The organism is Alicyclobacillus sendaiensis NBRC 100866, assembly GCF_001552675.1.
Classification (GTDB): domain Bacteria; phylum Bacillota; class Bacilli; order Alicyclobacillales; family Alicyclobacillaceae; genus Alicyclobacillus; species Alicyclobacillus sendaiensis.
Genome location: NZ_BCRQ01000040.1, coordinates 1 through 26,710 on the forward strand (window position 1 = coordinate 1; position 26,710 = coordinate 26,710).

The window sequence follows — 26,710 nt, forward strand, 5'->3', positions numbered from 1 at the left end:
CACGGTTGCCGGAGGGAGGGACGCGTGGTAGGATCACGAGGGGCTCATGCAGAACTGAACAGTCGTTTCAGGGTCCTCTCGTGTGAGGTGAGTTGCCTTGACAGGTGCGAGCCGCCTGCGCGTGTGGTGGCGCGTCCTTCGCCCCTTCACGCTGACGGCGAGTATCGTCCCGGTGATTGTCGGCACCGCGGTCGCCGTACCTTCGTACCCGTTTCACACGTGGCGCTTTCTCGCCATGCTGTTGGCCTCTGTGCTCATTCAGTCGGCGACCAACATGTTCAATGAATACTACGATTATCAGCGCGGCTTAGACGACGAGCGGATGGTGGGCATCGCGGGAACCATCGTGCGCGATGGCGTTCCGCCGAAGGTGGTGCTCCGCCTGGGATTCGCCTTTCTCGCCGCGGCGCTCCTTTTGGGCGTGTACCTGTGTGCGACCACCAGTTGGTGGCTGGCCTTGGTGGGCGTCATCTGCATGGCCGTGGGCTATTTCTACTCGGGCGGTCCGCTGCCTCTCGCCTACACGCCGTTTGGCGAGATCGCCGCTGCCACCGCCATGGGGCCGACCATCGTCCTGATTGCGTTCTACCTCCAGAGCGGCACGGTGACGCTGCGCGCGCTTTGGGTGTCCATCCCCATCGGACTGTTGATTGGCGCCATCCTCTTTGCCAACAACATGCGGGATATGGCGCAGGACGCCGAGGGCGGCCGGCGCACGATGGTCATCCTCATCGGCCGGGAGCGGGGCCGCGTGTTGTTCGCCAGCGTGTTTGTGGCCGCGTACCTCGTCGTGGTGGCGATGGTCGCGCTCGGCATGCTGACCCCGTTCGCGCTCCTCGTGCTGTTGACGGTGCCGACGGCCGTCTACGTAGTTCGGTTGTACTATCAACACACAGAGCCCGCCAAACTCCACAAGGCGGTCAAGGGCACGTCGAATCTCCTGTTTCGATTTGGCGTCCTGATGGTGTGCGCGTTTCTCGTCTCCACGCTGCGCTTCTGAGCGCTGCAGCGCGAGCGGGCTGCCGAACCCTTCGGCAGCCCGCCTTTTTCATGCGCCTTCCATCGCGCCCTGCGCCTTTTTGGCGTCCGCCAAGCGCCACGGATGGCTGTACACGTTGAACGCGCGGCCGCGGACGAAGCCGATGGCCGTGATGTTCAGCTCCTCGGCGAGATCAACGGCGAGCAGCGTCGGCGCACCTCGGGCGATCACGACGCCCACACCGATCTTCGCGACCTTCAACAACACCTCGGAGGAGATCCGGCCGCTAAACGCCACGACCGTGCCGGCCAAACTCACGCCCGCGCGGAGGCAGTGGCCGTAGATTTTGTCGAGCGCGTTGTGGCGCCCGATGTCCGCCCTCGCCAGGAGGAGCTCTCCTCCACGCACCAGGGCCGCCACGTGCACGCCGCCCGTCTCCTCGAAAAGTCCGGACGACAGATCGAGCAACTCCATGGCGCGGAACACGTCGTCCGCCGAGAGCGACACAGGGTCTTGCACGGGACGGGCGGTCAGAGCGTCGCTCTGAAAATAGAAGCTCTGGCGCCCCTTGCCGCAGCAAGAGCCGATATACCGCTTGCTGTAGAGCGCGGGGGAAAGCACTGCCCCCGACTTGGTTTGCACGCGAGCCGTGCCCGTCCACAGGCTGACTTGCATCGACTCCACGTCGTCGACGCCGCGAATGACGCCCTCCGACGCGAGGAAGCCATACACCAAGTCCTCCGCGTACGTGGGCGTGCACACGAGCGTCGCAAACTCCTCGCCGTTGACGTACAGCGTGAGGGCGAATTCGGTCGCCATCACGTCCTCCTCCTGGTGATACTGCCCGGAACGGTATCGGAGCACGACGCGCCTCTGTGTTTCCGCTCCCCCAAAGCGCGACACGCCATTCACACTTCAGGCCCCCTGTCCTTGTGCGCCGACTCGCCCGGCTCGGCGAGCCCGCTGCCCATGCCCTTCAGGAAGGCGAATAGCATGGCGAGCGAGCGGCCGACATCCGGATCGCGCAGCGCTTTAAGGACATCATACACCCCCATTCGCTCATTTGCCTCGCTTTGCTCGGTGGCTCGCTCGAGGCCCCGAGCCACCGCGTGAAATATCCGCTCCATGTCCTCAGGCGGGACGACGCTCAAGAACTGCGCGATGCCGATGAGATTCTTGAGGCCGTCCGTCACCCCCTTGCGTGAGACAGCCTCCACCACCACGCGCAGCACGGCGTCTCCCTGCTCGACCAAAGCCCGCACGATGGGGATGAGCCCTTTCTCCTCGCACGCTTGGAGCAGCCCGAGCCCGTCCACAATCCCGTCCGCGCTTCTTACGACCGCCTCTTCCACACGCGCCTGCGCCTCGCGCCGCTCGTCTCGCGGCGCGCGTTCGATCTGCTGAATGGGTTGCGCCATGGTCTCACCCCCTCGCCTTTTCTTTCGCCGCCTCGGTCACCGGCACATAACCTCGCCGCGACCACTTCCGCTCGACGCGCACGCCGGGCTGCGGATTCGGCTTGTGCATCCGGTAGTTGAACCGCGTCATGGGGCTCTCGCCGCACGGCCGAATGACCTCCATCCGCACCTGAAGCTCTTTGTACGCCGGCGTGTGGGTCGTCTCATCCGACTCGCTCGACGTGAGAATGTTGATGGCTTCTTCGTCGTTCGAGGTGTTCATGGGCAGGTACATCTGTTTGCCCTTGACGCGATCCGTCACCACCACCGGCAGCTTCAATTCCCCGTACGGCGAGATGATTCGGACGAGCGCCCCCGTCTCGATGCCCCGCTCCTTGGCGAGTTCGGGAGACACTTCGAGGTACGTCGTCGGCACCTTTTCCTTGAGGCCGTGGACGCGATACGTCAGATTCCCCTCGTGGAAGTGTTCCAGCATGCGCCCATTGTTGAGGTGGAGATCGTACTCCGGCGCAAACGCGGTGGGCTCAATCCACTTGGCAGGCACGAGCCGCGCCTTTCCGTTCGGAAACGGGAAGCCGTTCGTGTAGAGAAGCGGCGTGTCGGTCCCGTCGGGATGGACAGGCCACTGCAGGCTTCGATAGCCCTCGAGCCGATCCCAGCGCACCCCTTGCATCAGCACCGCCAGGCTCGCTATTTCTTCAAGGATTTCCGACGGATGAGTGTAGGTCCAGTTGGCGCCGAGCCGATTGGCGAGATCGCGCAGAATGATCCAGTCCGGCCGGGAGTCCCCGAGCGGCTCGAACACCTGGTACAGGCGCTGGATGCGCCGCTCCGTGTTCGTGAAGGTGCCTTCCTTCTCGAGGCTCGGGCTGGCGGCGAGCACCACGTCGGCGTACTCGGCCGTCTTGCTGAAGAACACGTCGATCACGACGAGCAGATCGAGCTTGGCGAAGGCCTCGCGGACGTAGTGCGAATTGGAATCGACGAGCGCCATCTCCTCGCCTTGAATGATGAGCGCGCGGAGCTTGCCTTCGTGAATCGCGTCGACCATCTCGTGATTGTCGAGGCCCTTGCTCGTCGGGAGTTCGACGCCCCAGGCGGTCTCGTACTTCGCGCGCACGGCCGGATCGTCGACGCGCTCGTATCCAGGCATGTATACCGGGCTGCAGCCCATGTCGCCCGCGCCTTGGACGTTGTTGTGGCCGCGGAGCGGATAGGCCCCCGTGCCGGGGCGCCCGACGTTCCCCGTGACGAGCAGGAGGTTGCAGATGGCGGTGCTGGTCTCGCTGCCGCCCTTGTGCTGCGTGACGCCCATCGCCCAACAGATGCAGGTGGACTTCGCCTCGTGGATCATCGTGGCGATCTGAACCAGCGTGTCGCGCGGCACCCCCGTCACGCGCTCGGCGTACTCCAGCGTGTACGGCTCGAGCGAGCGGACGAACGCGTCGAACCCGTCGACGTGCTGGCGCACGAACTCGTCGTCGTGCCAGCCCTGATCGATGATGTACTTCGTGACAGCCGAGATGAGCACCAGATCGGTGCCAGGGTTGGGCCGGACGAACAGATCGGCGCGGTGGGCGAGGTCGTGCTCGCGGAGATCGATGACGATGTGCTTCTGGCCGTACTTCTTCTTGGCCCGCCGCATGCGGGTCGAGAACACGGGGTGAGACTCGGCCGGATTCGCGCCGACGATGATCAACAGATCCGCGATGGCGAGATCGTGCAGCGAGCCGGTGTCGCCGCCGTAACCCATCGTCCGGCGCAGGCCCTCGGTGGCGGGCGACTGGCAGTAGCGCGAGCAGTTGTCGACGTTGTTCGTGTGGAGGACGGCGCGCGCGAGCTTTTGCACGAGGTAGTTTTCTTCGTTCGTGCACTTGGAGGATGAGATCAGGGCCACGGCGTCGTCCCCGTACTGCTGCCGGATTTCCGTCAGGCGCTTGGCGACGAAGTCCAGCGCCTCGTCCCAGGACACCTCGTGAAATGCATCGCCCTTGCGGAGGAGGGGCTTGGTGAGGCGCTCAGGGCTGTTCACAAAATCCCAGCCGAACTTGCCCTTGACACAGGTGGAGATCTGGTTGGTCGGCGCCTCCATCTGGGGTTCGACCTTCAGGATGTCTCGGTCCTTCGTCCAGATGTCGAACGAGCAGCCCACGCCGCAGTACGTGCAGACCGTCTTGGTCCGCTTGATGCGCGCGTTGCGCATGTGGCTCTCGACTTCTGAGATGGCGAAAATGGCGCGATAGCCGGGTTCGACGGCCTTCGTCACATCGATCATGCGCTGCAGAGGCTCCGGCTCAATGCCCGTGAGAAACCCCGCTTTTCCGAGCATCGACTTTTCCATCAGCGCATTGCAGGGGCACACGGTCACGCAGTGGCCACACGAGACGCACGACGACTCGTTGATGGGGACGTCGTTGTCCCAGATCACGCGCGGAATCTCGCGGTCCCAGTCGATGGAGAGCACCTCGCTGACCTGGAGGTTCTGACACGCCTCGACGCACCGGCCACAGAGGATGCACTGGCTCGGGTCGTACCGGTAGAACGGGTGGGACATGTCCACCTCGTACGGCTTCTCGCGGAACGGATACGACTGATGGTCGATATCCATCGCCATGGTGGTGTTGTGCACGACGCAGTTGCCGTTGTTGTTGTCGCAGACCGTGCAATACAGGTCGTGGTTCTTCAGGATGCGATCCATGGCTTCCTTGCGCGCGTACCGCGCCGCCACAGACTTCGTGCGGACGGACATGCCGTCCGCGACCGGCGTGGCGCACGCCCGGACGAGATCGCCGTCCACTTCCACCATACACGTGTCGCAGGTCTGGATGGGGCCAAGCGCAGGATGATAACAAATGTGGGGAAAATCTAGGCCAGCCGCCAACATCGCCTGCAGGATGGTTTGTCCCTCGGTCGCCGTGAGGGGCGACCCGTCCAGCGTGAAGGTTCGCTTCACATCAACGCTCATCTCAATCCCTCCTGCACTCGGATGGTCACACGTCTCCCCTATAGGATGTCCGATTCGTTGACAACCGTTCACTTCCAGGCGGGCGGCTGCCGCAAACCGTTCACCACCACCTCCCAGTTCGTCTCCGGGCGATCACAGCGAAAGCCCCGACAGACAAAGTACTGCGGCGCACCTTGTTCCCCCATCGGATACATCGCCGCGTCTCCGCGGGCATCCGGCGTGAGCCAGACCGCCTCCGGCAGCTCCATGGATCCGAGCTCCCTGGCCTTCTGCACCGCCTCTTCCAGGCGCGCCGCGATGACCACCTCCGTGGATCCCACTTCGCTCAGCATGGCCGCGGTCACGAGCCACAGGCAATCCGTGGGCGAGGACGCCAAGTCCCCGCCAAACGCGCGCAGCAGCCCGTCCAAACGATCCGCATACTCCGCGTCACCGGTCAGGGCGTGAAGCGCCCACAGGTTGTGCGCCGACTGGCTGTTCGCTGACGGCATCGCGCCATCGTACACCGGCTTCGGCACGGCGATGAGCGACTCCGCGTCGCGGCCGTAAAAGGTGTATCCGCCCTTCGCCTTGTCCCAAAAGAGCGCATCCTGCACCGCCTGCCAATGCTTGGCGCGGTCCAGATACGCGCGGTCGAGGGTGGCGCGATACAGCTCGAGATACGCGGCGACGAGGTAGGCGTGATCGTCCGCATACGCAAAGATGCCGGCCTCCCCTTCCCGATAGCGCGCAAGCAGCCTCCCGTCGTCCGGGCGGACCAACATGCGCTCGATGGCCGTCAGCACCTCCTTGGCCCGCTCCACCCACGCCGCCTCGCCGCACGCAAGGCCAGCTCGCGCAAGCCCGTGCGCCATGAGCGCGTTCCAGGCGGTCAGGCACTTGTCGTCAATCGCCGGGCGCTCGCGCGCGTCCCGCACCGCGCGCAACGTGTCGTTCAGCGCGTCAAGCTTCTCCCAGAGCTCCTCTTCGGTCATGCCGCGCGATGCCGCGAACGCCGCCGGATCCTGGCCGATGCAGTTCGGCACATTCGCGCCTTCGAAGTTGCCCGCTTCCGTGATGTCGTAAAAGGCGTTGTACAGCTCTCCGTCTTCAGGACCAAGGGCGGCGATCACGTCTTCGGGCCGCCAGAGGTAAAATCGGCCCTCGCCGCCCGACGAATCCGCGTCCACCGCGCTGTAGTAAAGGCCTTCGGGCGATCGCATCTCGCGCTCGAAAAAATCGACGGTCCGGCGCATGAAGCGCAAAAACGTCGGGTCCTTGGCGCGCGTGAAGGCTTCCGCGTACGCCGCGAGCGCCAGCGCGTTGTCGTAGAGCATCTTTTCGAAGTGCGGCACGCGCCAGAACGGGTCCGTGCTGTAGCGCGCCATGCCCCCGCCGACGTGATCGACAATGCCGCCTTGCTGAATGCAGTGAAGCGTGCGAAGGGCCATTTCGGCCGCGCGACCATTCGGCCGCAGGCGCGCGTAGCGCAGCAAAAATTGCACCTGGTGGAACGTGGGGAACTTCGGCGCAGGGCCGAACCCGCCGTATTCCGGGTCGAACGCCGCTTCGAGCGCCTGGTACGCTCGGTCCGCGGCTTCCCGGCCGCGCGCCTCACCCGCTTGGCCCTCGAACAAGGGCTGCATGCGCTCCGCCACCTGGCGGCTCGCCCGTTCCAGACGTGCGCGATCCGTCCGCCACAGCCTCGCAATCTCCTGCAGGATCTGAATGAGCCCGGGCCGCCCATACCGCGGCGCCTTGGGAAAGTACGTTCCCGCAAAAAACGGATGTCCGTCGGGCGTCATGATGATGGTGAGCGGCCATCCGCCCTCACCCTGCAAGGCCTGGCAATAGGTCATGTAGATGTGGTCAATGTCCGGCCGCTCCTCGCGGTCGACTTTGATGGCGACGTAGTGCTCGTTGAGGATGGCCGCCACGGTCTCGTCCTCGAAGGACTCGTGGGCCATCACGTGACACCAGTGGCAGGTCGAAGGAATGTCCTTGGGCCCCCGAGGGGGCTACGAATAGCCGATGGACAAAAAGACGGGCTTCGATTCGCGTTTCGCTCGCTGAAAAGCTTCTGGACACCAGGGATACCAATCGACGGGCTGATGCGCATGTTGGAGGAGGTAAGGCGACTTTTCGTGGATCAAGCGATTCGTGTGCCTCGCGGATCCCTCGTGAGCCACGCCGCGCACATCCTTTCTGGATTCGTTTTCCTCCATTCTACCGCAAACGAATCCAGAACGATATGGAAAGACAAGTCCCGTTTCACGTCATGTGCGTGCGCGTGCCAAAAGCGTCACCGTGGCGAGCACGAACCCCATGCCCAAAAGCGCGGCCCAGGTGAGCGGCTGATGGAGCGCAGCCACGGCGAGCGCAGTCGCCGCCAGCGGCTCGCCGCTTGCGACAAGGCTTGCGTCCGCGGGGGTGATGTCGCGAAGACTCGCCAAATACAGATAAAACGGGACAAGCGTGCCGAACAACACGACAAAGCCGACGAGAAACCATCCCCCAAACGGCAGCGAAGGCATCGCCATGTGAGGCAAGCCGATGGCCGCCATCGCTGCACCGCCAATCAGCATCCCCCAGGCCGTGACCACGAGCGGTCCGAACGACGCGAGGAGCGACACGGGATACACCGTGTAGACGGCGACAGCAACCGCCGACAAGAGTCCCCACCCCACGCAGGCCGCGGACACCACGAGCCGGCCGAAGTGACCGCCCGTGACCAAAAGCGCGCAACCCGACATGGCGAGCGCTGCGCAGATGATCTCCACGCGAGAAGGGAGACGGCGAGATCGCGCGGCCCCGTACGCGACAATGACGAGAGGCGCCATGTATTGGAGGACGGTGGCGGTTGCTGCGTTTCCCGCCCGAATGGCCGCAAAGTAGGTGTACTGGACGCCAAGGAGCCCCGCGAGGCCGAAGAGAACCAACCGGAGCGCCGACGCCCGGGATCGCCAGGGAGCGTAGACGGCGCTAAGCCCGGCAGTCCAACCGGCTGCGGCGAGGAGGAGCACGCCGGAGACGGCCATGCGAACGGCTACGAGCCAAGCGGAATCAACGTGATACGCGCGGAACAGCACCTGGGCCGCCGTTCCGGAGACGCCCCACAGGACGGACCCAAGCAAGGCGAGCGATAGACCTCGCCAGCGGCGGAATCGATCCGTCCGTGCGGCGGACCGCACGAGGCGGGCGATGGCGACAGCATCGAACATTCACCTTCATCCTCTCTCTCGAATCGAGCAAGACCTGGTTGGACCTCGGGCGCCTCGACCCAGCGCGGCACATGTGGGCCGATGGGCGAGCCGACATCACCCATCGCCGCCCTCCAACCAGGTGTAGGCCTCCGGCTGCTCCAGCCAAAACACCGGAATGGAGCAGCGGCCCCTCAAAGCCTCGGCAATGCGCCGCATGCCCGGCGACTCGCTCGCCTGGTGGCCAAGCCACAGCACGGCGCGGGAAAGTCCCATGGCGGCCGCGTCCCGGGCGTACTCCATCGCTTCCCACTCGGGGCCCTCGCCTGCCAACAGCAGATCGGCTCCCGTCTCGCGGAACACGCGGGCGACCAGATCGCCCGTGCCGCGGTAGCCAGGTAATAGCGCGGCGCGGCGCACGAGATCAGCGCGGCCGGAGAGTCGCACGCGAGGCAGTTTGAGCCGCGCGCACACGTCCCGCACAAGGTCGTCCAGGGGCCGGCCTTCCGGCCAGACGGCGACGGGCACGTCGCACGGCGTCGCGAGCCGCTCGCGCACGTGCGGGGCAAAGCCAAGCGCCTCCGCGAGCCCCTCGGCGATCCAGTCGGGCGCCGTGCGATGCGGCCTGTCGTGGAGGCGATACACAGCCACGCCGAGGTCCTGCATGCGCCGCGCCTTCGCGGTCGCGACGGGATCGCCCTCGACCTCGCCCTGGTGGCGAAACAAGGCCCCCTCGTGGCTCAGAACGAGGTCGATGCCCTGGGCGCGCGCCGCGTTAAGCACCGCGAGCGAGGCCACAAAGGTCACGCCGACAGCCCGCACCGGCGCCTCCGCGTCTCCACACACGAGGCCGTCGACGGAGATGCCCCGCTCGTCGCAAGGCATCATCGACTCCAGCGCCGCGATCACGTCTCGCACGCGCATCCACACGCCCCCATTTGCTAGCTGCCATGGCCCACTTGCTTCTCTAGTGCTATTATACAATTGCGACGATACGTTGGAAATCTGCTGGGATGCCACTAGGGGAGCGACGAGCTGAGACGGGGATACCCCGAACCCTTGGAACCTGACCTGGGTAATACCAGCGTAGGAAAGTGGCGCATGGGACCCTTCATGTTCCCCTTATGGCCTCCGGCAAAGGAGGCGGTTTGATGTCGTTTTCAGCTTCCCTCATCGCGATGTCCAATGCCATCCTCGACGCAATCTGCGAACACCCCTTTGTCCAAGGAATCGCGCGCGGCGACTTGCCGAAAGAGGCGGCCATCCGGTACGTCAGCCAGGACAAGCCGTACCTCGAGACCTACCTGCGCGTGTTTGCGCGTGCGGCGGCGCTTGCGCCGTCGCACGAAGACGTCGCGGATTTTCATGGCCGCATGGCGCTTCTCCTCGACGGCGAGACGGAGGCGCACGACAACCTGTTGCGCTATGCAGGCGCGACGGCAGACGATGTCGAGGGTCTGCCAAAACTTCCCACGCTCCACCACTACGAGAGCCATCTTTTGGCCGCGGCGGCGCACGGCGATTTCGCGGAACTCGTGGCGGCCATTCTGCCGTGCCATCACGTCTATGTCGAAATCGGCGCGCGACTCGAGGCCATCGTCCAGGAACACCCTCGCCACCCGTTTGCGGCCTGGATCCGCTTCTACGCGCAGCCGGACATGCGGGACGCCACGCATCGGCTGTTCGCGATGGTGGATCGCGAAGCCGCGCACTTCTCTCCTGAGCGGGCTCGCCGCGTGGAGACGGCCTTTCTCACGAGCTCCTTCCTCGAATACCGCTTCTTCGACATGGCCTACCACGGCGAATCGTGGCTTCCCAAGGAGGCGATGCGCGATGTTTCGGCGCCCTGACGGCCACGTGGCGCGCATGCTCACCATCGCCGGATCGGACTCGGGCGGCGGCGCCGGCATCCAGGCGGACCTGAAGACGGCCCACCAGTTCGGCGTGTACGGGATGAGCGTCGTGACCGCCATCACCGCGCAGAATACCGTCGGCGTGCAGGCCGTGTATCCGCTGCCCGCCGAGATCGTCCGGGCGCAGTTCGAATCCGTGCGCGACGATCTCGGCTTTGACGCCATCAAAACGGGCATGCTTGGCGATCGTGCCGCCATCCACGCTATCGCGGACGCCCTCGCGGGCGTCGACTGCCCCATCGTCGTGGACCCGGTGATGATCGCCAAAGGCGGCGAGGCGCTGCTTCAGCCGGACGACGTGGCGGCCGTGACCGAGCGCATGCTGCCCCTCGCCTACGTGGCGACGCCGAATGCGCCGGAGGCGGAGCGGCTGACCGGCATCCCCGTCCGCTCCCTGGCGGACGCAGCGCGGGCCGCCGAGGCGCTGGCGCGGCTTGGCGCGCGGTATGCCGTGGTCAAAGGCGGTCATCTGGACGGCGCGGGCGATCTCGCCATGGACGTGGTGTTTCACGGTGGCACGTGGACGGTGTTCGCCGCCCCCCGCGTCCCAAGCCGCAAGACCCACGGCACCGGCTGCACCTTTTCGTCCGCCATCGCCGCGGCCCTCGCGCGCGGAGCGCATCCGCTCGAGGCCATCGCCGCGGCGAAGTCGTTCATCTCGCGCGCCATCGCATCGGCCGCCGACTGGGACGTCGGGAGCGGGCACGGGCCGACGGATCACAGCCAATGCCCGGTCTTTCCGGATCACATCGAGGCCGGGCGGATGTACGTGTTTGATGGTCGTCAGTTTGCCGAGGCCGCCCTTCCACTGTGAGCCTCGGGTGTGAGCCTCGGGCGAAGGGAGAACCACTCATGCAAATCGGACACTGGCTTGAGCGCGTGCGCGCGGAGCGCCCGCTCGTCCACAACATCACGAATCTCGTCGTGACGAACATCGCGGCAAACACCCTGCTCGCCCTCGGCGCCTCGCCCGTGATGGCACACGCGCACGAGGAGGTCGCGGACATGGCTTCCATCGCGCGCGCCATCGCGCTCAACCTGGGCACGCTCGACCCGTACGTCGTGACGAGCATGGATCTGGCGAGCGAGGCCGCCAACCGCCGCGGCGTGCCGATTGTGCTCGATCCCGTCGGCGCCGGCGCCACACCGTACCGGACGGGCGCCGCCATGCGCCTGCTCGACACGCGGAGGGTCCAAGTCCTGCGCGGCAATCAGGGCGAGATCGGCGTCCTCACGGGCGCGGGCGGCGAGGTGGCGGGCGTCGACGCGAAGGGCGCGGGTGCGGGCCTGGTCGACGCGATGAGGCGGTTCGCGCGCGCTCGCGGCCTCATCGTCGCGGCGACGGGAGAACAGGATCTCGTGACCGACGGCGAAGTGGTGTACGAACTCGCAAACGGCCACCCGTGGGAGGCGAGCATCACAGGCTCCGGCTGCTCGCTCACGGCCGTGATCGGCGCGTTTGTCGGCGTCTCGGATGGGACAAAGGGCGGCCTCCTCGAGGCGACCGTGGCCGCCATCACGTGTTTCAACGTGGCAGCCGAGATGGCGGCGGAAGGCGCAGGGGGACCGGGGAGCTTTCAGGTGCGGCTGCTCGATGCGTTGCACGCTTTGACCGCGCGCGACGTCGACGCACGCGCGCGCATTCGGAGGGGATAGTGGGCACATGACAGGACAGGATTTCGCGGACAAGCTTCGCGTGTATCTCGTGACGGACGACCGGCCGGACCACGACGAGGTGGTCGCCATCGTGGAACAGGCGCTCGCAGGCGGCGTGACGTGCGTGCAACTGCGGCGCAAACGGGAAGACGGCGGGCCGATGCTCAAGCTCGCCGTCCGCCTGCGGGAACTCGCGTCCGCTCACGGCGCGCTCTTCATCGTGAACGACCGCGTCGACATCGCGCTCTTGTCGGGCGCGGACGGAGTGCACGTGGGGCAGACGGACCTCCCGGCGCGCCTGGTCAAGGCTCGCTTCCCCGAGCTTCTGGTCGGCGTCTCGGCGCGATCCGTCGAGGAAGCGGTGCGAGCCGAACAAGACGGCGCGGATTACCTCGGGGTGGGCTCCGTGTATCCGACGGCGACGAAGGACGACGCCGTCCTGACGGGCCTCGAGACGCTCGCCGCCTGCAGGCGCGCTGTCCACGTCCCCATCGTCGGCATTGGCGGGATCACCGTCGAGCGAGCGGCAGACGTGCTGGCCGCGGGCGCGGACGGCGTAGCGGTGGTCTCCGCCATCATGTCAGCGCAAGATCCGAAGGCTGCGGCCGCGGCGTTGGCGCAGAGGGCGATCTCGTGAACCAGGAAGGGCAGAGCCTCGGTGTGTAAATGGTTGCGTCGTCAGCCCCCCTTCCTGGCTCTACGTTTCAGATGGAACCGGACGCGCTGCAATGTCAATCCCAACAACGGCACACCCACCACCGTAAACAAGAGGTAAGATGGTCCGACGTGTTCGATGAAATACGCCATCTGGGCGACATTGCGATAAAAATACAATCCGCCCACAAACATCGCCGTTCCGGTAGGTAACACCGCCCAGCGGTAGTCGCGCGTCTTACAAAGGTCTTGAATTCCCGTGCACATCGCCAAATGGATGACGGCCAACTTCGAGATGATAGTCATCAAAACGGCAATTCCATAGATTGTATCTAATCGTTCGATGAAACGCCCGATGCGTACAACGCGAATCAACTCCAACACTGGGTATTGCAGATAACGCACCGTATATCCGAACACGCCAACGGTCAGGAGGACCACGATGAGAATCAGCACTGTGGATATCGAGGCTGCGATCACGATGTCGTTGGGAAGCTTCTCGGGTGATCGCAAATTAGGAACCAATTGGATGGCAAGCGAAAATTCCAACCCATAGACGAACATCGAGACAATCGAAGCCTTCCATACCGGCAGCCAACCACTCGAAAAAACAGGATAAAACTGATGGACGTCGCACAGAGTTAAGGGTAAGAGAATCAGGAGCGGGAGTACCACAGCGGCGAGCGGAACGATAAATTCGTTCGCGCGTGCAAAGGACTCAATGCCTACATAGGCAATGTAGGCGACGCTGGCGCAGCCGATAACCGCCACAGCAGTTTCCGATGTATAGGGCAACGAGACCATGGTCACAAAGAGTGTAAACTCCCGCGCCACCACTGTCCCGACCACAAAAACCACTGAAACGTACCATATAATTAATACATTACCTATTGCAGACCCCGCCGTCGCAAGGAGCGCACCGGTTACCCGCAAGTTGGGAAATTTTTTAACATGCACACGAGCAATGCCCGCCGAGAGCAGTCCTCCAACAAACAATGAAGGAACGGCCATCCACGCATCCGTCACGGTGAACTCCGTGATCACAGAGGGAATGACAAGAACCCCGGTCCCCATGGTCAACCATATGAGAAGCAGGATCAGTTGATATCGAGATATCTGTTCTTTTCTCATGGCTCACAACCCAAATAACCATTCGGTGGCCGTCCCAAATACGAGTTCCAACGGGTAGAGGGGTTGAAAGTCTGGCCACCACTGGAACATCAGCGCCAAATACGCAATCACTACAAAGCATACGCTCAACAACCAAACGAGGATTGGCCCCCAAGTGGGTCTCTTGACCACGTAATCCCCCCTCTTCACCCCGGCGATCGAGTCGACAGTCCAGAGTGGACGATGTGAGGATGAATGACATAAGACACGTCGCATTTCTTCCACCAGGATGGATCCTTGCGCTCCAATATGCGAAACAACTGGGGTGCTGTTCGATACAGCGACATTCGCCACAGATTGACGTCAGCGGAGCGCATACGCATGATGCACTGATGTATATCGCGCTGAATGTCGCGTCCCGCCTGATCTTCAAGGACCTTAAAAGTCGTTCGATCAGCGACATGCCCCGGACTCATCGCCTCGATATAACCGTTGCCCCACCAATTTACAGTGACGTACAGCTTGTTTTTATGATACCTAAACCCAAACGTTGTATGCGTATGCCCCCACCTGATACAAATTTGACCTTCTTTACCTCTATACGGGTCTTGAAACACGATTTTTTGGACCAAATTGCGCGTATCTCCTAGCAGCCAAAGTGCTCCATTGTCTCGAGGAGGGCAGATAGACCACCACGCTATGCCTCCCCGGGGATCCACAAATACGAGACCTGCAACCCAATTGGCCGCCTGTGGATCAAGCCACGGTAAATGGGCAACTCCGTATGGAGCATTCCAGTCGCGCAGCATGCGGAATTGTTCCGCCCGAAAAGCGTCCGTGCATGCTTCCCAATTTTGAATCGCCTGCCGGATCGTGATGGCAAGCGGTGTTTCGCTTCGATTGGAAATGGTCCAAATTTGGTCGGCATCTCCTCGAACTACGACCACCATCTGATTCAAGCGTAATTCGCGGTTTCGTTCTAGTTCGTCCAGCATGGATGCAAACCTATCGGAGATCACCCTGTCGCTCAACACAACTAACGTGTTGTGCGACAGATAGATGCGCTTGTCAAGCTTTTTTTGGATGTTTTCCAGAGCGGAGGCCATGCTCAATCCTTCTCCAGTGACCAACATGTCCTGATTTTGATTCGCAGACGTGTTGTCTGAACCGGATTCGCTGGACCTCATGATGTCACATGTCACACGCAAGTGGTGATTAGAGGTCTCGTCCATCGACATTCCAACGACCACAGCAAGGTCTTCCACTTCGCTGTAGTCGCCGCAGCTCGTTACCACGCATGTAACCGCCATCACCAACACCACCAGCCAATAGCGTTTCAACGGCCGAATCTACCTCCGTCCGCGTGCTCGCTTTCGGTCCATAGGTTCATATTCCTGGGGACGACGGCCCATATCCCACCATGGCGCACGCACCAGAGCGTCTTTCCAATCCGTCAAAAGGGTTGGACCAACAGGTGCCAGATATGGAACGCCAAAAGAACGAATGGATGCAAGGTGAACAATCAACACTATCCCCAGAATCGCGACACCATAAAGCCCAAATACGCCTGCACACAGGACAAACACAAATTGTAACAAGCGTGTCGCCTGCACCATCCCTAAGGCAGGCGCGGTAAAGGAGGCGATCCCAGTGGCGGCGACAATGATGATCATGCCTGCGGACACGATCCCGGCGCGCACTGCAGCCTCTCCGATGACCAAGGTGCCCACAATGCTCACGGACTGCCCCACGGCTCTAGGCAGTCTCGTTCCCGCCTCCCTCAAGGCTTCAAATGCGAACATCATGAAGAGCGCTTCAAAAACCGTCGGAAAAGGGATCCCGGCGCGCTGCGAACTGATCTTTTGAACGAGAGGCGTAGGAATCAAATCTTGGTTATACGTCAACAACGAGACATACACGGCCGGAAGTAGTACCGATGACCAAAACATGATGTGACGCAGGAGACGAAGTGGCAAAGCGAGCGTGTAATGCATATAGTAGTCTTCCGGCGACGTGATGAATTGCGCGAATGTCGCGGGGAGCACCATGCACATGGGGGTGCCGTCCACGATAATCGCGATTCTTCCCTGCAGCAGACCCGACACCACGCGTTCGGGCCGTTCCGTTTCCTCAATGGTTGGAAAAATCGTCCTTGGCGCATCTGCAATCCATTCCCTGACCACATTCATGTCAACCACACCATCAATACACACCTTGGATAATCGCGAGCAGACCTCTTGAACCAGTCGGGGCTTCGTAATACCTTCGACATATACGAGGGAAACCGTCGTTCTGGTGCGCTCGCCAATAGTGAAATCGAGTATCCTGAGGTCTGGTGAACGTAATCTCTTTCGTACTAAGGCGATATTGAGTACGCGGTTCTCCACGAACGCCTCTTGCGGCCCCTGTAACGTCGGTTCGTTTTCCGCACGCTCAACCTGGCGACCTGGCCAGGACTCGACATCCCAGATGAAAGCTGTTCCGAGTCCGTCTTGAAAGAGAACCGCCTTCCCTCCCAGCACGGCTGTGACCACGTCGTCTAGTTTCTCCGTTGCGGTCATTGACATCCATAGTGCCTGCTGCCCCAAGTGCTTCAAGGATGATATAGATTTTTTTGACATTTCTTCCATACGCAAAATCGAGAGTCCTATTTGAATACGCTCTGCAGCCACAAGACCGTCGATCCACACAACGAGAGCGAGGGATCCGTTCCATTCAAATGGCATTCGCTTGAGGTCAGGCGCGGAGGCTAAACAAGCCTGGAGCATCAACCAGTTGTCTTCGACTCGCTTCGACAGCAGCCCATTTGCTCTGCCTGTCATCTTGCATCACCAGCGTATCTGGAATGCGATTCTCCCGTAGCTTTCACCAAACTCGATTTCCCTATGCATCTAGACGAGCGGGCACCCTGTAATCCTCGCAACCTCGGCATCCCAAGCAACAAGATCGCTCTGATCCAAGGCGTGAATCGAAGGCTTACCGAGCGCTCGTAGTCCGACGCCTATCTCGTCGGCACACGCCAAAAGAAATTTTGCCAACGACTCTGCTCCCGCGCGGACGTCAAACTTCGTTGGAATCTCCGCATTGGCCCACGCGATCTGGGTCGGAGGTTCGAACGGAAGTGTGCGTGTGAGTTGAGTGTGCACGACGGAAAATAGTGCAGCTGTTCCCATGTAAACCGCTGAGGCGCCCAAACAGAGCGCTTTCATAATGTCCCCCGGCGTTCGAATTCCTCCCGAGATGATGAGGTCGACCCGATCCTGGTACCCTCGCGCCCGCAGAAATCGAGCAGCGCGACAAAGGGCGGAGAGTGTGGGAATTCCAAAATCGTCAACGAGCACTGCGGGAGACGCATGAGTTCCACCCTGTGCCCCATCGACCACAATCACATCTGCGCCAGCTTTCACTGCCCACTCGATGTCTTGCTCGATGTAGTGACTCGCCGGAATCTTAACCGCAATGGGGGCTCCTCCACTTATTTTTCTTAATCTTCTGATTAGATTGCGGAAGGCGAGCATTCGCTCGACTTCGGGATGGCCGGCCGGTATATAAGCTACGTCCGACTCATCGGTCAGCCCCAAGTCTCTGCGGGCGGCTCGATCCAGACCTTTCGCGGACACAAAAGTTCCGGAACCGACATTCGCTCCTTGTCCGAAGCGAATTTCAATCATGTGTGCTCGCTGGAATACCGATTCGTCCCCCCGCCATGGCGCGCGATGGTACTGAACCACCCATTTGTCTGCCGAGTGCGTCCATTCCGCTACGACGGGTCCTTGCCCCACATTGCATGCCGTTCCGGCTTTGGCTGTGCCAAGCGCAATCGCTTGGACAATGGGCTTCCGTAAAGCAACACCGTATCCCATGGCACTGACGAGAATAGGCATCGACAGGTGCAGCGGTCGTTTACAGTGTCGGCCAATGGTGACCTGAAGATCCACTGGATCCGTCAACTCAAGAGGACGACGACGAAGAGGACCCGGAGTGATGAGCAGTCCGTCAAAATGCGGGAAGGGGCGTCCTGTCCCAATCGGCTTTTCTAACGCTCGTCCGCTTTGCGCGCGCAACTCATTTTCCAACATCCATTGTAGACCAAATTTTTTAAGCGCCGTGTAACCCTCTAGCAGATTGTTCGTATAAGGGTCTCGAAATACAACTTCTGTGAATCTACGCACCGCCAGTCTGAAGAAAGTCCGAAATAGCCATGGAGATAACAATAGCAGAAAGAGGAAAGTGACGCCCAACTCGACCCCAATGACGATGTATACACTTTGGAGAAACTCCACCCTGCTTCCCATACGTGCCTCCTGAACCAGATGGAACGCACCATCACGTGTGGTCTCCTGCGATATGCCGCCTCTCCTCTTAGTCTCGGCATCTAAACCTCTTCCTACACGTCATACCGGCTCAACGAACACTTCCGTTCTTGAAGGAACTAGATCCCATTTCTCGTTGAATCGTCCACAACGCGCTGTAGATGCCTCCTCGATGAACAAGCTCACGATGCGTACCGCGCTCGACGACGCGCCCTTCGTGTAATACGAAGATCTGATCCATGAATTCCATGCCCGTGAGCCGGTGGGTGACCCAGACGACGGTCTTGTCTCGCAGCGCTGTAAAAAACGCTTCCATGAACGAGCGTTCGGTTTCAACGTCAAGCGAAGAAGTCGGCTCGTCACAGAGCACGACCTCGGCCCCAGAAAGCACGGCCCGTGCAAGGGAAAGCCGTTGACGCTCACCTCCCGAGAGCGAGTACCCGCGATCCTGCAGCACCGTGTCGAGCCCCTTCGGCAGCCGCGAAACGAGATCCTCGAGCTGCGCGATGGAGAGGGCCATCATGAGTTCTTCGTCGGTAGCATCAGACCTCGCGAGCAAGAGATTCTGGCGAAGTGTCGTATGGAAAATGTACGTATCCTGTGGCACCGCTGTGACGAGACGTCGAAGCTCAGACTCCGACCAACCGACGAGTGGATGGCCGAACCATCGTACCTCGCCCTTATCGTAGGCGACGAGACCTAGCGCCACCTGGAGCAACGTCGATTTCCCGGCCCCGCTATCCCCAACGATAGCAACCCGATGACCACGGGGGACCTCGATGTCGACGTCCCTCAGCGCCCACACGTCTCCTCGGCGGCAGCAAAGACCATGCGTCGAGAATGCCGTATGGGTTGACGCGAGAGCGAGTGACAAGGTGGCCGACGTCCCTTCGCTCTCCGCTCGTGGACCGACCTCCTCGCTCGACACCGGCGCGAGATCGACCATCTGCGCAACCGACCGGCTCACCTCAAAAGCATCCGCGAATGCTGGTCCCGCAGTGGTCCAAGGCTCCATGGCCGCCATGACCATGAGGGTCACGGCTGCTATCATCGTGCCAGGCAAGTTCGACGTAAGATGCAGTTCGATGGCCTCGGCGAGAACAGCAGCCACAGTAGCCGTAGCGCCCACATACAACGTTCCATCGAGGATCGCGCGCACGGCGTCGAGGTGAGCAGTCAGCCGCTCCTCCTCCTCATCCCAACTGTCCAGGCGCGCGAGCATCTCGTCCATCTCGCCATGCGCGAGTAGCTCGTCGATCCCACGGACGAGATCGTCCATCCCGGCTTCGCGCCTCTGGCGAATGGCGAACCTCGAGCTATGCCAGCGATTCGAGATCCACAAGGCCAGTAACGGTGCCGCGATTCCTGCCACGAGAACGCCGAGCGCGAAAGTCACCGCGAGGCTCAGATCCACCCGCGCGAGCCATGCACCCACCAGCGCGCTCGAAGCAAGGCCGCTCCCGAGCGGCAAAAGAAGCCTCAGAAGCCCGTTCTGCACTCGTTCCATGTCCGTCAGGATGAGATCCAGGGTCGTCACGGTGCGACGGCCAATCAAGGTATCCGGATGGCGCTCTAAATGCGAAAATATGAGCGCGCGCAGGCGTGCCGTCAGACGAAGGACGGTATCGTGCGAAATCAGGCGCTCGAGATAACGAAACGCCGCCCGACTGGTGCCGAAAAACCGCACGCCCACAATGGGCACCCATAGCATCAGAATCGTCGACGGTTTGAGCGCCGCGGCGGAAATGAGGTAGCCCGCCGTCGCCATCATCGCCGCGGCGGCCACGAACGTGGCGGCGGAAAGCCCAGTACTACCCGCCACACGGCCGACGACTGGACGCACAAATCCCCACATCCAGCGCACGCGTCTCATCAGGAAAGCACCTCTTCGCCACGGTAACGGCTCACCATAGCGTGAAAATAGCCATACGCAAGCAGAAGTTCCTCCGGCCGTCCCTCCTCGACAAGCCGACCTCCGTCGAGCACCAACACGCGGTCCGCCGCGAGCGCAAGGCTCAGCCGATGCACAACGGCGATCGACGTGCGCTCCCGAAGCCACGGGACGACCCGCTCCTCCAGCGCCCGCTCGGTGGCGAGATCGAGCGATCGTGTCGGCTCATCGAGCAGCGCGACGGCCGGTCTCCGGAGGACCAGGCGCGCCAGGGCCAGCCGCTGCCGCTCGCCGCCCGAAAGCTGCACGCGCTCCCCGTCCAGTTCTGTATCGAGGCCTGCAGGCAGCCGCTCGACGACGTGGTCGAGCCCCGACATGACAAGCGCCTCCCGAACCTCCTCGTCGGATCTCGGCTCGTTCCACGTGACGTTGTCGCGCAAGGTCGCGTGGAACCACGTCGGCTCCTGCGCGACGAGGCCCAGATGACGGCGAAACGCGCCAAGATCAATCTCGTCGAGCGGCACGCCGCCGATGAGCACCTCGCCTGACTCCGGCCGGATGAAGCCAAGCAGCACGGCGAGGAGCGTGCTCTTCCCCGCGCCGCTCGGCCCGACGACGGCGACCAACTCGCGCGGCCCGATGCGGAACGAAACGTCCTCAAGCGCGGGCTTCTCGGCACCGGGATAGCGGACGGTGACGTGGCGGAACTCGATGGCGACGCCCTGCGGGCTCACGAACGGCGTCCGGCCGCCGTCGCGCTGCCGCACGGCGGGAATCGGCGTCTCGAGCACCTCCCGGTGCCGCTCGAGCATCGCCACGCCGTCCCGCGCCGCGTGATACTGGGCGCCCGCGTTGCGAATCGGCAGGTAATATTCCGGCGCGAGCAGGAGCAGCACAAACGCCGCGGCGAAGTCCATGCGGCCGTTCAACAGGCGGATGCCAAGTGAGACGGCCACGAGGCCGATGCTCACCATCGTAAAGAGTTCCGTCACGAGCGAGGACAGAAAGGCAAGCCGGAGCACCTTCATGGTCGTCCGCCGGTAATCGTCGGCCACGCGCTCGATGATTCCCACCTGCGCCCGGCTGCGCCCGAACACCTTCAGCGTCCAGAGCCCACGGACCACGTCGAGGAAGTGGCCCCCGAGGCGTTCGAGGGCCTCAAACCGCCGGTCGGTGGCTTTCTGCGCCGCCCGCCCCACGAGAACCAGCAGCAGCACCATGAAGGGCACCGTCCCCGCGAGAATGACGGCCGTCAAGCGATCCTCGACCGCGGCGAACGCGAGAATGGCGATGGGCACCGCCGCGGACGCCGCCGCTTGCGGAAGATAGCTCGCGAGATACGCGTCCATTCCGTCGATGCCGTCCGTGAGCCACGTCCGCCACGCGCCGGCCGGGTGGCGGCGTACCTCCACCGGCCCAAGCGCAGCCATCTGCTCGACCATCTCCCGCCGAATGCGCCGTTTGACATGCGAGGCGAAGCGCTGGGACAGCCACTTGGCGACTGCCATCAGCACCGCTCTGGCCGCAATCACGGCGAAAAACGCGGTGAGCGCGGCGAACCACGCATGTGCCCCGTCCGCACGCGGGAATACAGAACGCACGGCCCGCGACAAATACCACGCCTGCGGCAGGACCAAGAGCCCGGCGAGCGCGGAGGCGGCGGATGCGAGCAGGAACGTACGCCGTTCCTGAGGCGTCGAGATGGGCAGCTGTCGCGATATCGAGCGCATGAGCCTCACCTTCGTTCCTCAGTATTCGAGCGGGTGATCGCTCGACAGCCGCTTCCGAAACACCCAGTAGCTCCACCCCTGGTACAGGAGCACGAACGGCACCACCGTCAGCGCGACGATGGTCATGACCTTGAGCGAATACGGATTCGATGCCGTGTTGTAAATCGTCAGGCTCCACGCCGGGTTAAGCGAACTCACCATCACCCGCGGGAAAAGGTCCATGAACACCGTGATGGTCGAGAGTACGATGGTCAACCCCGTCATGAAGAACGCCCAACCGTCCCGCTTCGCGCGAATGAAGAACTGAACGGAGAACAGCGCCAAACCGGCCAGGACTGGCACGACGCCCGGGTCAATGCCCCGGCGCGTGAACATATCCGTCTCGAGGTAGCTCAGCACCACAAACAGGAAGGTGAGCGCCGTCGCCCACGCGCCAATGGCCGTGGCGGCCGCGCGAGCTCGCTCCTGCAGCACGCCGGACGTTCTGAGCGAGATGAAGAGCGCCCCGTGCAGGACGAAGAGGAGCGTCATGCTCACGCCGCCCATGACGGAGTACAAGCTGATGAGATCCCAGAACGATCCGACGTAATTCTTGTTCTGATCAATCGGGACGCCGTGCATCATGTTGGCGAGGGCAATGCCCCAGAGGAGCGGTGGCAACAGACTGCCGCCGAAGATGACCCAGTCCCAGAACGTCCGCCAGGCCTTGTTCTCCACCTTGCTGCGAAACTCGAAGGCGACACCTCGCCCGATGAGCGCCACCAGCAGCAGAAAGAGCGCCATGTAAAATCCGCTGAACAGCGTGGCATACCAGCCCGGGAAGGCGGCGAACATCGCGCCGCCAGCCGTGATGAACCACACCTCGTTCGCATCCCAGAAGGGCCCAATGGTGTTGATGAGCAGCCTTCGCTCTTCGTCCGTCTTGCCGAGAAACGGAACCAGAATGCCGACGCCGTAGTCGAAGCCTTCAAGGAAGAAAAACCCAATGAACAACACGGCGATGATGGCAAACCACAGGGATTCCAGTGTCATCTCGCGCACCTCCTCAGGCTCGTCGCCCTCATCTCACAGCGCCACGGGCGAAAGCGACTCGGGTTCATCGTCGTGATCGTCTGCCACTGGCCCCTGGCGCACAACTCGCGCGATGAGGAACAGGTCGACCGCGGCGAGGAGGCCGTAGAGCACGGTGAAGGCGATGAGGGTCGTGAGCACTTCTCCTGCAGACACCGTCGGCGACACGCCATCTCGCGTGAGCTGCAGGCCATACACCACCCACGGCTGCCGCCCCATTTCGGTCATGATCCAGCCCATGGTGTTCGCGATGAAGGGCAGGGGCGTCGCCCAAAGCATCCACTTCAGGTAGCGCCGGCTGGGAACCAAACGATTGCGAACCATTCGCCACACGCCCCACGCGGAGGCCAAGAACATCAGCGCACCGGCGAAGACCATGATGCGGAAGCTCCAGAAGACCATCACGACGTCAGGGATGTAATTTCCCGGACCATATTTCGCCGCCATTTGTTGTTGAAGCTCGAGAATGCCCGGCACGCTGCCGTACAGCCGGTTGTAAGACAAAATGCTGAGCAAATACGGGATCTGAATCATCCACGTGTTCTTGTGCGCGGACGCGTGGATGATGGCAAAGAGTGTCCACGGCGCTGGGCTTCCGCTTGTCTTCCAAAGCGCCTCCGAAGCTGCGAGTTTCATGGGCTGAGACACCAGGAGATATTGCGCCTGCTCATGCCCGACGACCATCACGAGAAAGCTCGCGGCCACGGCCACGACGGATGCAATCCCGAAGCTCGGCTGGAACACTTCGATGTGGCGCTTGCGCAACAGCTGATACGCGCTCACGCCCATCACGACGAACGCACCGGTGACGAGCGATCCCAGGAACACGTGCGGGAACTCGTACCAGAGCTGCGGATTAGTGATGAGGGCCCCAAAGCTCGACATCTCGGCATGACCGTCCCTCATCGTGTAACCCACAGGGTGCTGCATGAACGCGTTCGCCGTCAGGATCCAAAAGGCCGAAAGCGTGGTCCCGATGGCGACGAGCCATATCGACGCCACGTGCATGCGCTTCGAGAGCTTATCCCATCCGAACATCCAGACGCCTAAAAACGTCGACTCGAGGAAAAAGGCGAGCAGCGACTCGATGGCAAGCGGTGCACCGAACACGTCGCCCACAAAGCGAGAGTAATTGGCCCAGTTCATGCCAAACTGGAACTCCTGCAGAATGCCCGTCACCACACCCACCGCGAAGTTGATGAGAAAAATCTTGCCCCAGAACTGTGCCATCTGCTTGTAGCGATCGTCCTTCTTGACGACGTACAGGGTCTCCATGATGGCAATCAGGTACACCAGACCGATGGTCACCGGGACAAAGAAGAAGTGATACACCGTCGTGATGCCAAACTGCCACCGCGCCAACGCGACTTCACTGGGCATGCGCTCTCCCCCCTGACAGGTCTCAGCTCTCGTGATCACGAGTGAACATTTGGAGCGCTCTTTACACTTGGATCGTATCACCATATCCTTCGAAAAAAATGCGCTCAATGCGTAGGTTTTTGAACAAACCGCGGCACGAGCTTGAACAGTTTGTAACGGGTCTACTTGCCTATAAAAAAGCCGCTCGACGGGCCCCAGTGGAGCCCGTCGAGCGGCACGTCCTGCGCGGCTTAGCCCGCGTGTTCCTCCGCCTCTTCCGCGCGGAAATACTCGTCGCCCTTCAGTTTCACTTCCGGCAAGAAGAATGTGCCGACGAAGGTGAGCACAGAAAAGACCAACCCAACCAAGAACAGTTGCTGAATCCCGTACGTCAACGACAGCTTGACTGCCTGCATGAGCTCGTGGTAGAGCGCGTGCCCGGCTGATCCCAACCGGTCAAACTGGGCGGCAATCGCCTTCTGGGCCTGCGCTGTGAGGAGCGCCTGCGGGTTGACGGATCCCAGGTTCGACTTCATCGCCGACAGCGACGGCGGCAACAATTCGCGAAGCTTGCGCGAGAAGGCGTGGTTCAACACCGTGCCGAACACCGGCGAAGCAATGACACCGCCGAGCGAACTCACGAACTGCTGGCTCGCGTTCACCGTGCCCATCACGCGATAGGGAAACGCGTTCTGCACCGCCATGTTCATGAGCGGCATCAAGGCGCCGATGCCCACGCCGAGGACAATCATGTCCACCATGATGGTCGGCCACGACGTGTGAACGTTGACCCGATTCAACAGAACCGAGCCCACCACAATGACGGCGCCCGATAGCCACGCCACGTGACGGTACCGGCCTGTTCTCGACATCACCTGTCCAGACACCATGCTGCCGACCATAAAGCCGCCCATCATGGGCGTCATGACCCACCCGCTGTTCTGCGCGTTGAGCCCGATGACCCCCTGCACGAAGATGGGCAGGTACATGAGACTTCCGAACATCGCCATGCCCACGAACAATTGCAGCAAGAGCGACGTGGTGAACACCCGGTTGCGGAACAACCACGGCGCAACGAGCGGATCCGCCGCACGCGTCTCCCACAAGACGAACGCGACCAAAATCAGCGCGCCACCAGCCAAGAGGCCGACGATGTCAAGCGAGCCCCACGCGTACTTGCTCCCCGCCCAGCTGAGGGCGAGCAGGATGGGCACGAGGCCAATGGTGAGGAGCGCCGCGCCCTGCCAATCGACCTTGACCTGGTCCTTCGTCCGCACCCTCGGCAGCGCGAACACAACGCCGGCAATGGCGAGGACCACAAACGGAAGGTTGACGTAAAACACCCATCGCCACGACCAGTTGTCCGTGATGAAACCGCCGATGGCCGGACCCACGATGCTCGATAGGCCGAAGACCGCCATCATCACGCCCATCCATCGCGCGCGCTCCTTTGGCGAGAAGATATCACCGACGGTGGCGCGCGGCATGCTCATCATGGCGCCGGCACCGATGCCCTGCACCGCCCGGGCCCACACGAGTTCCATCATGCTGTGCGCTTGTCCCGAGACGGCGGATCCAATGCCGAACATCACGAGCCCGAACAAATAGAACGGCTTGCGCCCAAACACGTCCGACAGCTTGCCGTAAATCGGCACGGTGATGGACGACGTGATCATGTACGCGGTGAACACCCACGTGTACAGGTTCAGCCCGTGCAGGTCGCTGATGACCGTCGGCATGGCCGTGGACACGACCGTCTGATCCAGCGACGAGAAAAACATCGTGAGCAGGACGGTGGCAAACGCCCACCATTTGCGCGAGCCAGTGATCTGGTTCGTCCGTTGCACCCCATCCAGAGCGCTCAAGTTCATACCTCCTGACGGGGCGTCTCTTCCCCGTACGATTCCACGCGCAATTGCTTCGCCGCGGCGACCATTGTCTCGAGCGCCGAGACGCACTGCTCGAACGCCCCGGGTTCGATCCTCGACACCATCTTCCGCATCATTTCAAACCACGCCCGCTCCACCTCGGCGAGCTTGGCGCGCCCGGCCTCCGTCAGTTCAATCACGACCACTCGCCTGTCCTCCTCGTCTCGAACCCGCAAGACGTAGCCATGGTGCTCGAGGCGATCGATCATCACGGTGATGGCGCTCGGTGTCACTTCCAATCGCTCCGCAAGCTGAGACACCTTGAGCCGCCCCTCGCGCCGGATCATCTGCATGGTGAAAAACTGACCTGCGGTGAGACCCGTGTGCAACCGGTTCAGCAGGTGCGGCCCGAACTCCTGGGCCAGCACGCCGAGCGACTGGGCAAACCGCTGCGTCAGCACGTCCATGTCCCCTTGCATCCGCTGTCCTCCTGATGTTAGATCACTCAAACCGCCAAACCTTTATAACGAGCTAATCTTTCTATCGTTTAACATTTACATTGTATAAATGTCCCGCGATCGCGTCAAGTCGACGCGATCGGACG

General features: G+C 62.0%; 20 protein-coding genes, 1 pseudogene and 1 riboswitch. Of the genes and pseudogenes, 5 read left to right on the plus strand and 16 right to left on the minus strand.

Annotated elements, in window-relative coordinates; all coding sequences use genetic code 11:
• The first annotated feature begins 97 nt into the window (after window positions 1-97).
• Window positions 98-1,000, plus strand: coding sequence for a 1,4-dihydroxy-2-naphthoate polyprenyltransferase (locus tag AS26_RS08995; RefSeq protein ID WP_062308660.1), 903 nt, complete (start codon window positions 98-100; stop codon window positions 998-1,000).
• Between the two features lie 48 nt (window positions 1,001-1,048).
• Here AS26_RS08995 and fdhD read toward each other — a convergent pair whose 3' ends face one another.
• From fdhD to AS26_RS09030, 6 genes and pseudogenes are all read right to left on the minus strand, one after another.
• Window positions 1,049-1,891: a formate dehydrogenase accessory sulfurtransferase FdhD gene (gene fdhD / locus AS26_RS09000; protein ID WP_062308663.1), complete on the minus strand. Its 843-nt coding sequence runs from the start codon at window positions 1,889-1,891 to the stop codon at window positions 1,049-1,051.
• Window positions 1,888-2,397 carry a helical membrane plugin domain-containing protein gene (locus tag AS26_RS09005; RefSeq protein WP_062308665.1) on the minus strand — a complete coding sequence of 170 codons (510 nt, stop codon included), beginning with the start codon at window positions 2,395-2,397 and terminating at the stop codon, window positions 1,888-1,890. The genes fdhD and AS26_RS09005 overlap by 4 nt, the downstream gene beginning before the upstream one ends.
• Before the next feature lie 4 nt (window positions 2,398-2,401).
• Complete coding sequence (gene fdhF, locus AS26_RS09010; protein ID WP_062308667.1) at window positions 2,402-5,362, minus strand: formate dehydrogenase subunit alpha; 2,961 nt, start codon at window positions 5,360-5,362, stop codon at window positions 2,402-2,404.
• 68 nt (window positions 5,363-5,430) lie between these two features.
• Window positions 5,431-7,566 (minus strand): annotated as a pseudogene (locus tag AS26_RS09015) (thioredoxin domain-containing protein).
• Between the two features lie 51 nt (window positions 7,567-7,617).
• Window positions 7,618-8,562 (minus strand): EamA family transporter, encoded by a 945-nt coding sequence (locus AS26_RS09025; protein WP_062308673.1) that lies wholly within the window; start codon window positions 8,560-8,562, stop codon window positions 7,618-7,620.
• 96 nt (window positions 8,563-8,658) lie between these two features.
• Window positions 8,659-9,465, minus strand: a complete 807-nt coding sequence (locus tag AS26_RS09030; RefSeq protein ID WP_062308675.1) for a Nif3-like dinuclear metal center hexameric protein — start codon at window positions 9,463-9,465, stop codon at window positions 8,659-8,661.
• A gap of 87 nt (window positions 9,466-9,552) precedes the next feature.
• A riboswitch (TPP riboswitch) is annotated at window positions 9,553-9,651 on the plus strand.
• A gap of 41 nt (window positions 9,652-9,692) precedes the next feature.
• Between AS26_RS09030 and tenA the strand changes: the two genes are divergently transcribed.
• Genes tenA through thiE form a run of 4 tightly spaced genes read left to right on the plus strand, consistent with a single transcriptional unit; the run spans window position 9,693 to window position 12,747 of the window.
• Window positions 9,693-10,391 carry a thiaminase II gene (tenA, locus tag AS26_RS09035; RefSeq protein ID WP_062308677.1) on the plus strand — a complete coding sequence of 233 codons (699 nt, stop codon included), beginning with the start codon at window positions 9,693-9,695 and terminating at the stop codon, window positions 10,389-10,391.
• Window positions 10,375-11,268 (plus strand): bifunctional hydroxymethylpyrimidine kinase/phosphomethylpyrimidine kinase, encoded by an 894-nt coding sequence (thiD, locus tag AS26_RS09040; RefSeq protein WP_062308679.1) that lies wholly within the window; start codon window positions 10,375-10,377, stop codon window positions 11,266-11,268. The genes tenA and thiD overlap by 17 nt, the downstream gene beginning before the upstream one ends.
• Before the next feature lie 38 nt (window positions 11,269-11,306).
• Window positions 11,307-12,110, plus strand: a complete 804-nt coding sequence (gene thiM / locus AS26_RS09045) for a hydroxyethylthiazole kinase (RefSeq protein WP_062308681.1) — start codon at window positions 11,307-11,309, stop codon at window positions 12,108-12,110.
• 7 nt (window positions 12,111-12,117) lie between these two features.
• Window positions 12,118-12,747 carry a thiamine phosphate synthase gene (thiE, locus tag AS26_RS09050; protein WP_062308683.1) on the plus strand — a complete coding sequence of 210 codons (630 nt, stop codon included), beginning with the start codon at window positions 12,118-12,120 and terminating at the stop codon, window positions 12,745-12,747.
• Between the two features lie 41 nt (window positions 12,748-12,788).
• Here the strand turns inward: thiE and AS26_RS09055 are convergent, their stop codons facing one another.
• The 10 genes from AS26_RS09055 to AS26_RS09100 form a co-directional block, all read right to left on the minus strand.
• Window positions 12,789-13,895: a GerAB/ArcD/ProY family transporter gene (locus tag AS26_RS09055; protein WP_083516037.1), complete on the minus strand. Its 1,107-nt coding sequence runs from the start codon at window positions 13,893-13,895 to the stop codon at window positions 12,789-12,791.
• 185 nt (window positions 13,896-14,080) lie between these two features.
• Window positions 14,081-15,214, minus strand: coding sequence for a Ger(x)C family spore germination protein (locus AS26_RS09060; RefSeq protein ID WP_062308686.1), 1,134 nt, complete (start codon window positions 15,212-15,214; stop codon window positions 14,081-14,083).
• 9 nt (window positions 15,215-15,223) lie between these two features.
• Window positions 15,224-16,696: a spore germination protein gene (locus tag AS26_RS09065; protein ID WP_062308688.1), complete on the minus strand. Its 1,473-nt coding sequence runs from the start codon at window positions 16,694-16,696 to the stop codon at window positions 15,224-15,226.
• A 69-nt stretch (window positions 16,697-16,765) separates the two neighbouring features.
• Window positions 16,766-18,169: an FMN-binding glutamate synthase family protein gene (locus AS26_RS09070; protein WP_245629694.1), complete on the minus strand. Its 1,404-nt coding sequence runs from the start codon at window positions 18,167-18,169 to the stop codon at window positions 16,766-16,768.
• A 109-nt stretch (window positions 18,170-18,278) separates the two neighbouring features.
• Entirely contained in the window at window positions 18,279-20,060 is a 1,782-nt protein-coding gene (cydC, locus tag AS26_RS09075; RefSeq protein ID WP_245629695.1) for a thiol reductant ABC exporter subunit CydC, read from the minus strand.
• Complete coding sequence (cydD, locus tag AS26_RS09080; RefSeq protein ID WP_236011101.1) at window positions 20,060-21,808, minus strand: thiol reductant ABC exporter subunit CydD; 1,749 nt, start codon at window positions 21,806-21,808, stop codon at window positions 20,060-20,062. The genes cydC and cydD overlap by 1 nt, the downstream gene beginning before the upstream one ends.
• An 18-nt stretch (window positions 21,809-21,826) precedes the next feature.
• Window positions 21,827-22,840, minus strand: coding sequence for a cytochrome d ubiquinol oxidase subunit II (gene cydB, locus AS26_RS09085; RefSeq protein WP_062308693.1), 1,014 nt, complete (start codon window positions 22,838-22,840; stop codon window positions 21,827-21,829).
• 33 nt (window positions 22,841-22,873) lie between these two features.
• Window positions 22,874-24,259 (minus strand): cytochrome ubiquinol oxidase subunit I, encoded by a 1,386-nt coding sequence (locus AS26_RS09090; RefSeq protein WP_062308695.1) that lies wholly within the window; start codon window positions 24,257-24,259, stop codon window positions 22,874-22,876.
• Window positions 24,260-24,489: 230 nt separating this feature from the next.
• Window positions 24,490-26,109: an MDR family MFS transporter gene (locus tag AS26_RS09095; protein WP_062308697.1), complete on the minus strand. Its 1,620-nt coding sequence runs from the start codon at window positions 26,107-26,109 to the stop codon at window positions 24,490-24,492.
• A complete protein-coding gene (locus tag AS26_RS09100) occupies window positions 26,106-26,585 on the minus strand; it encodes a MarR family winged helix-turn-helix transcriptional regulator (RefSeq protein ID WP_062308699.1) in 480 nt (159 codons plus the stop codon). The genes AS26_RS09095 and AS26_RS09100 overlap by 4 nt, the downstream gene beginning before the upstream one ends.
• Between the last annotated feature and the right edge of the window lie 125 nt (window positions 26,586-26,710).

Coding starts and splice junctions, on each gene's coding strand:
- AS26_RS09095 (WP_062308697.1), bottom strand. CDS start 26,109: ATGAACTTGAGCGCTCTGGATGGGGTGCAACGGACGAACCAGATCACT.
- cydD (WP_236011101.1), bottom strand. CDS start 21,808: ATGCGCTCGATATCGCGACAGCTGCCCATCTCGACGCCTCAGGAACGG.
- AS26_RS09055 (WP_083516037.1), bottom strand. CDS start 13,895: ATGAGAAAAGAACAGATATCTCGATATCAACTGATCCTGCTTCTCATA.
- cydB (WP_062308693.1), bottom strand. CDS start 22,840: ATGACACTGGAATCCCTGTGGTTTGCCATCATCGCCGTGTTGTTCATT.
- AS26_RS09100 (WP_062308699.1), bottom strand. CDS start 26,585: ATGCAAGGGGACATGGACGTGCTGACGCAGCGGTTTGCCCAGTCGCTC.
- AS26_RS09030 (WP_062308675.1), bottom strand. CDS start 9,465: ATGCGCGTGCGAGACGTGATCGCGGCGCTGGAGTCGATGATGCCTTGC.
- AS26_RS09090 (WP_062308695.1), bottom strand. CDS start 24,259: ATGCCCAGTGAAGTCGCGTTGGCGCGGTGGCAGTTTGGCATCACGACG.
- thiE (WP_062308683.1), top strand. CDS start 12,118: ATGACAGGACAGGATTTCGCGGACAAGCTTCGCGTGTATCTCGTGACG.
- AS26_RS09070 (WP_245629694.1), bottom strand. CDS start 18,169: ATGGGAAGCAGGGTGGAGTTTCTCCAAAGTGTATACATCGTCATTGGG.
- AS26_RS09025 (WP_062308673.1), bottom strand. CDS start 8,562: ATGTTCGATGCTGTCGCCATCGCCCGCCTCGTGCGGTCCGCCGCACGG.
- cydC (WP_245629695.1), bottom strand. CDS start 20,060: ATGAGACGCGTGCGCTGGATGTGGGGATTTGTGCGTCCAGTCGTCGGC.
- tenA (WP_062308677.1), top strand. CDS start 9,693: ATGTCGTTTTCAGCTTCCCTCATCGCGATGTCCAATGCCATCCTCGAC.
- fdhF (WP_062308667.1), bottom strand. CDS start 5,362: ATGAGCGTTGATGTGAAGCGAACCTTCACGCTGGACGGGTCGCCCCTC.
- thiD (WP_062308679.1), top strand. CDS start 10,375: ATGTTTCGGCGCCCTGACGGCCACGTGGCGCGCATGCTCACCATCGCC.
- AS26_RS09065 (WP_062308688.1), bottom strand. CDS start 16,696: ATGACAGGCAGAGCAAATGGGCTGCTGTCGAAGCGAGTCGAAGACAAC.
- AS26_RS09005 (WP_062308665.1), bottom strand. CDS start 2,397: ATGGCGCAACCCATTCAGCAGATCGAACGCGCGCCGCGAGACGAGCGG.
- thiM (WP_062308681.1), top strand. CDS start 11,307: ATGCAAATCGGACACTGGCTTGAGCGCGTGCGCGCGGAGCGCCCGCTC.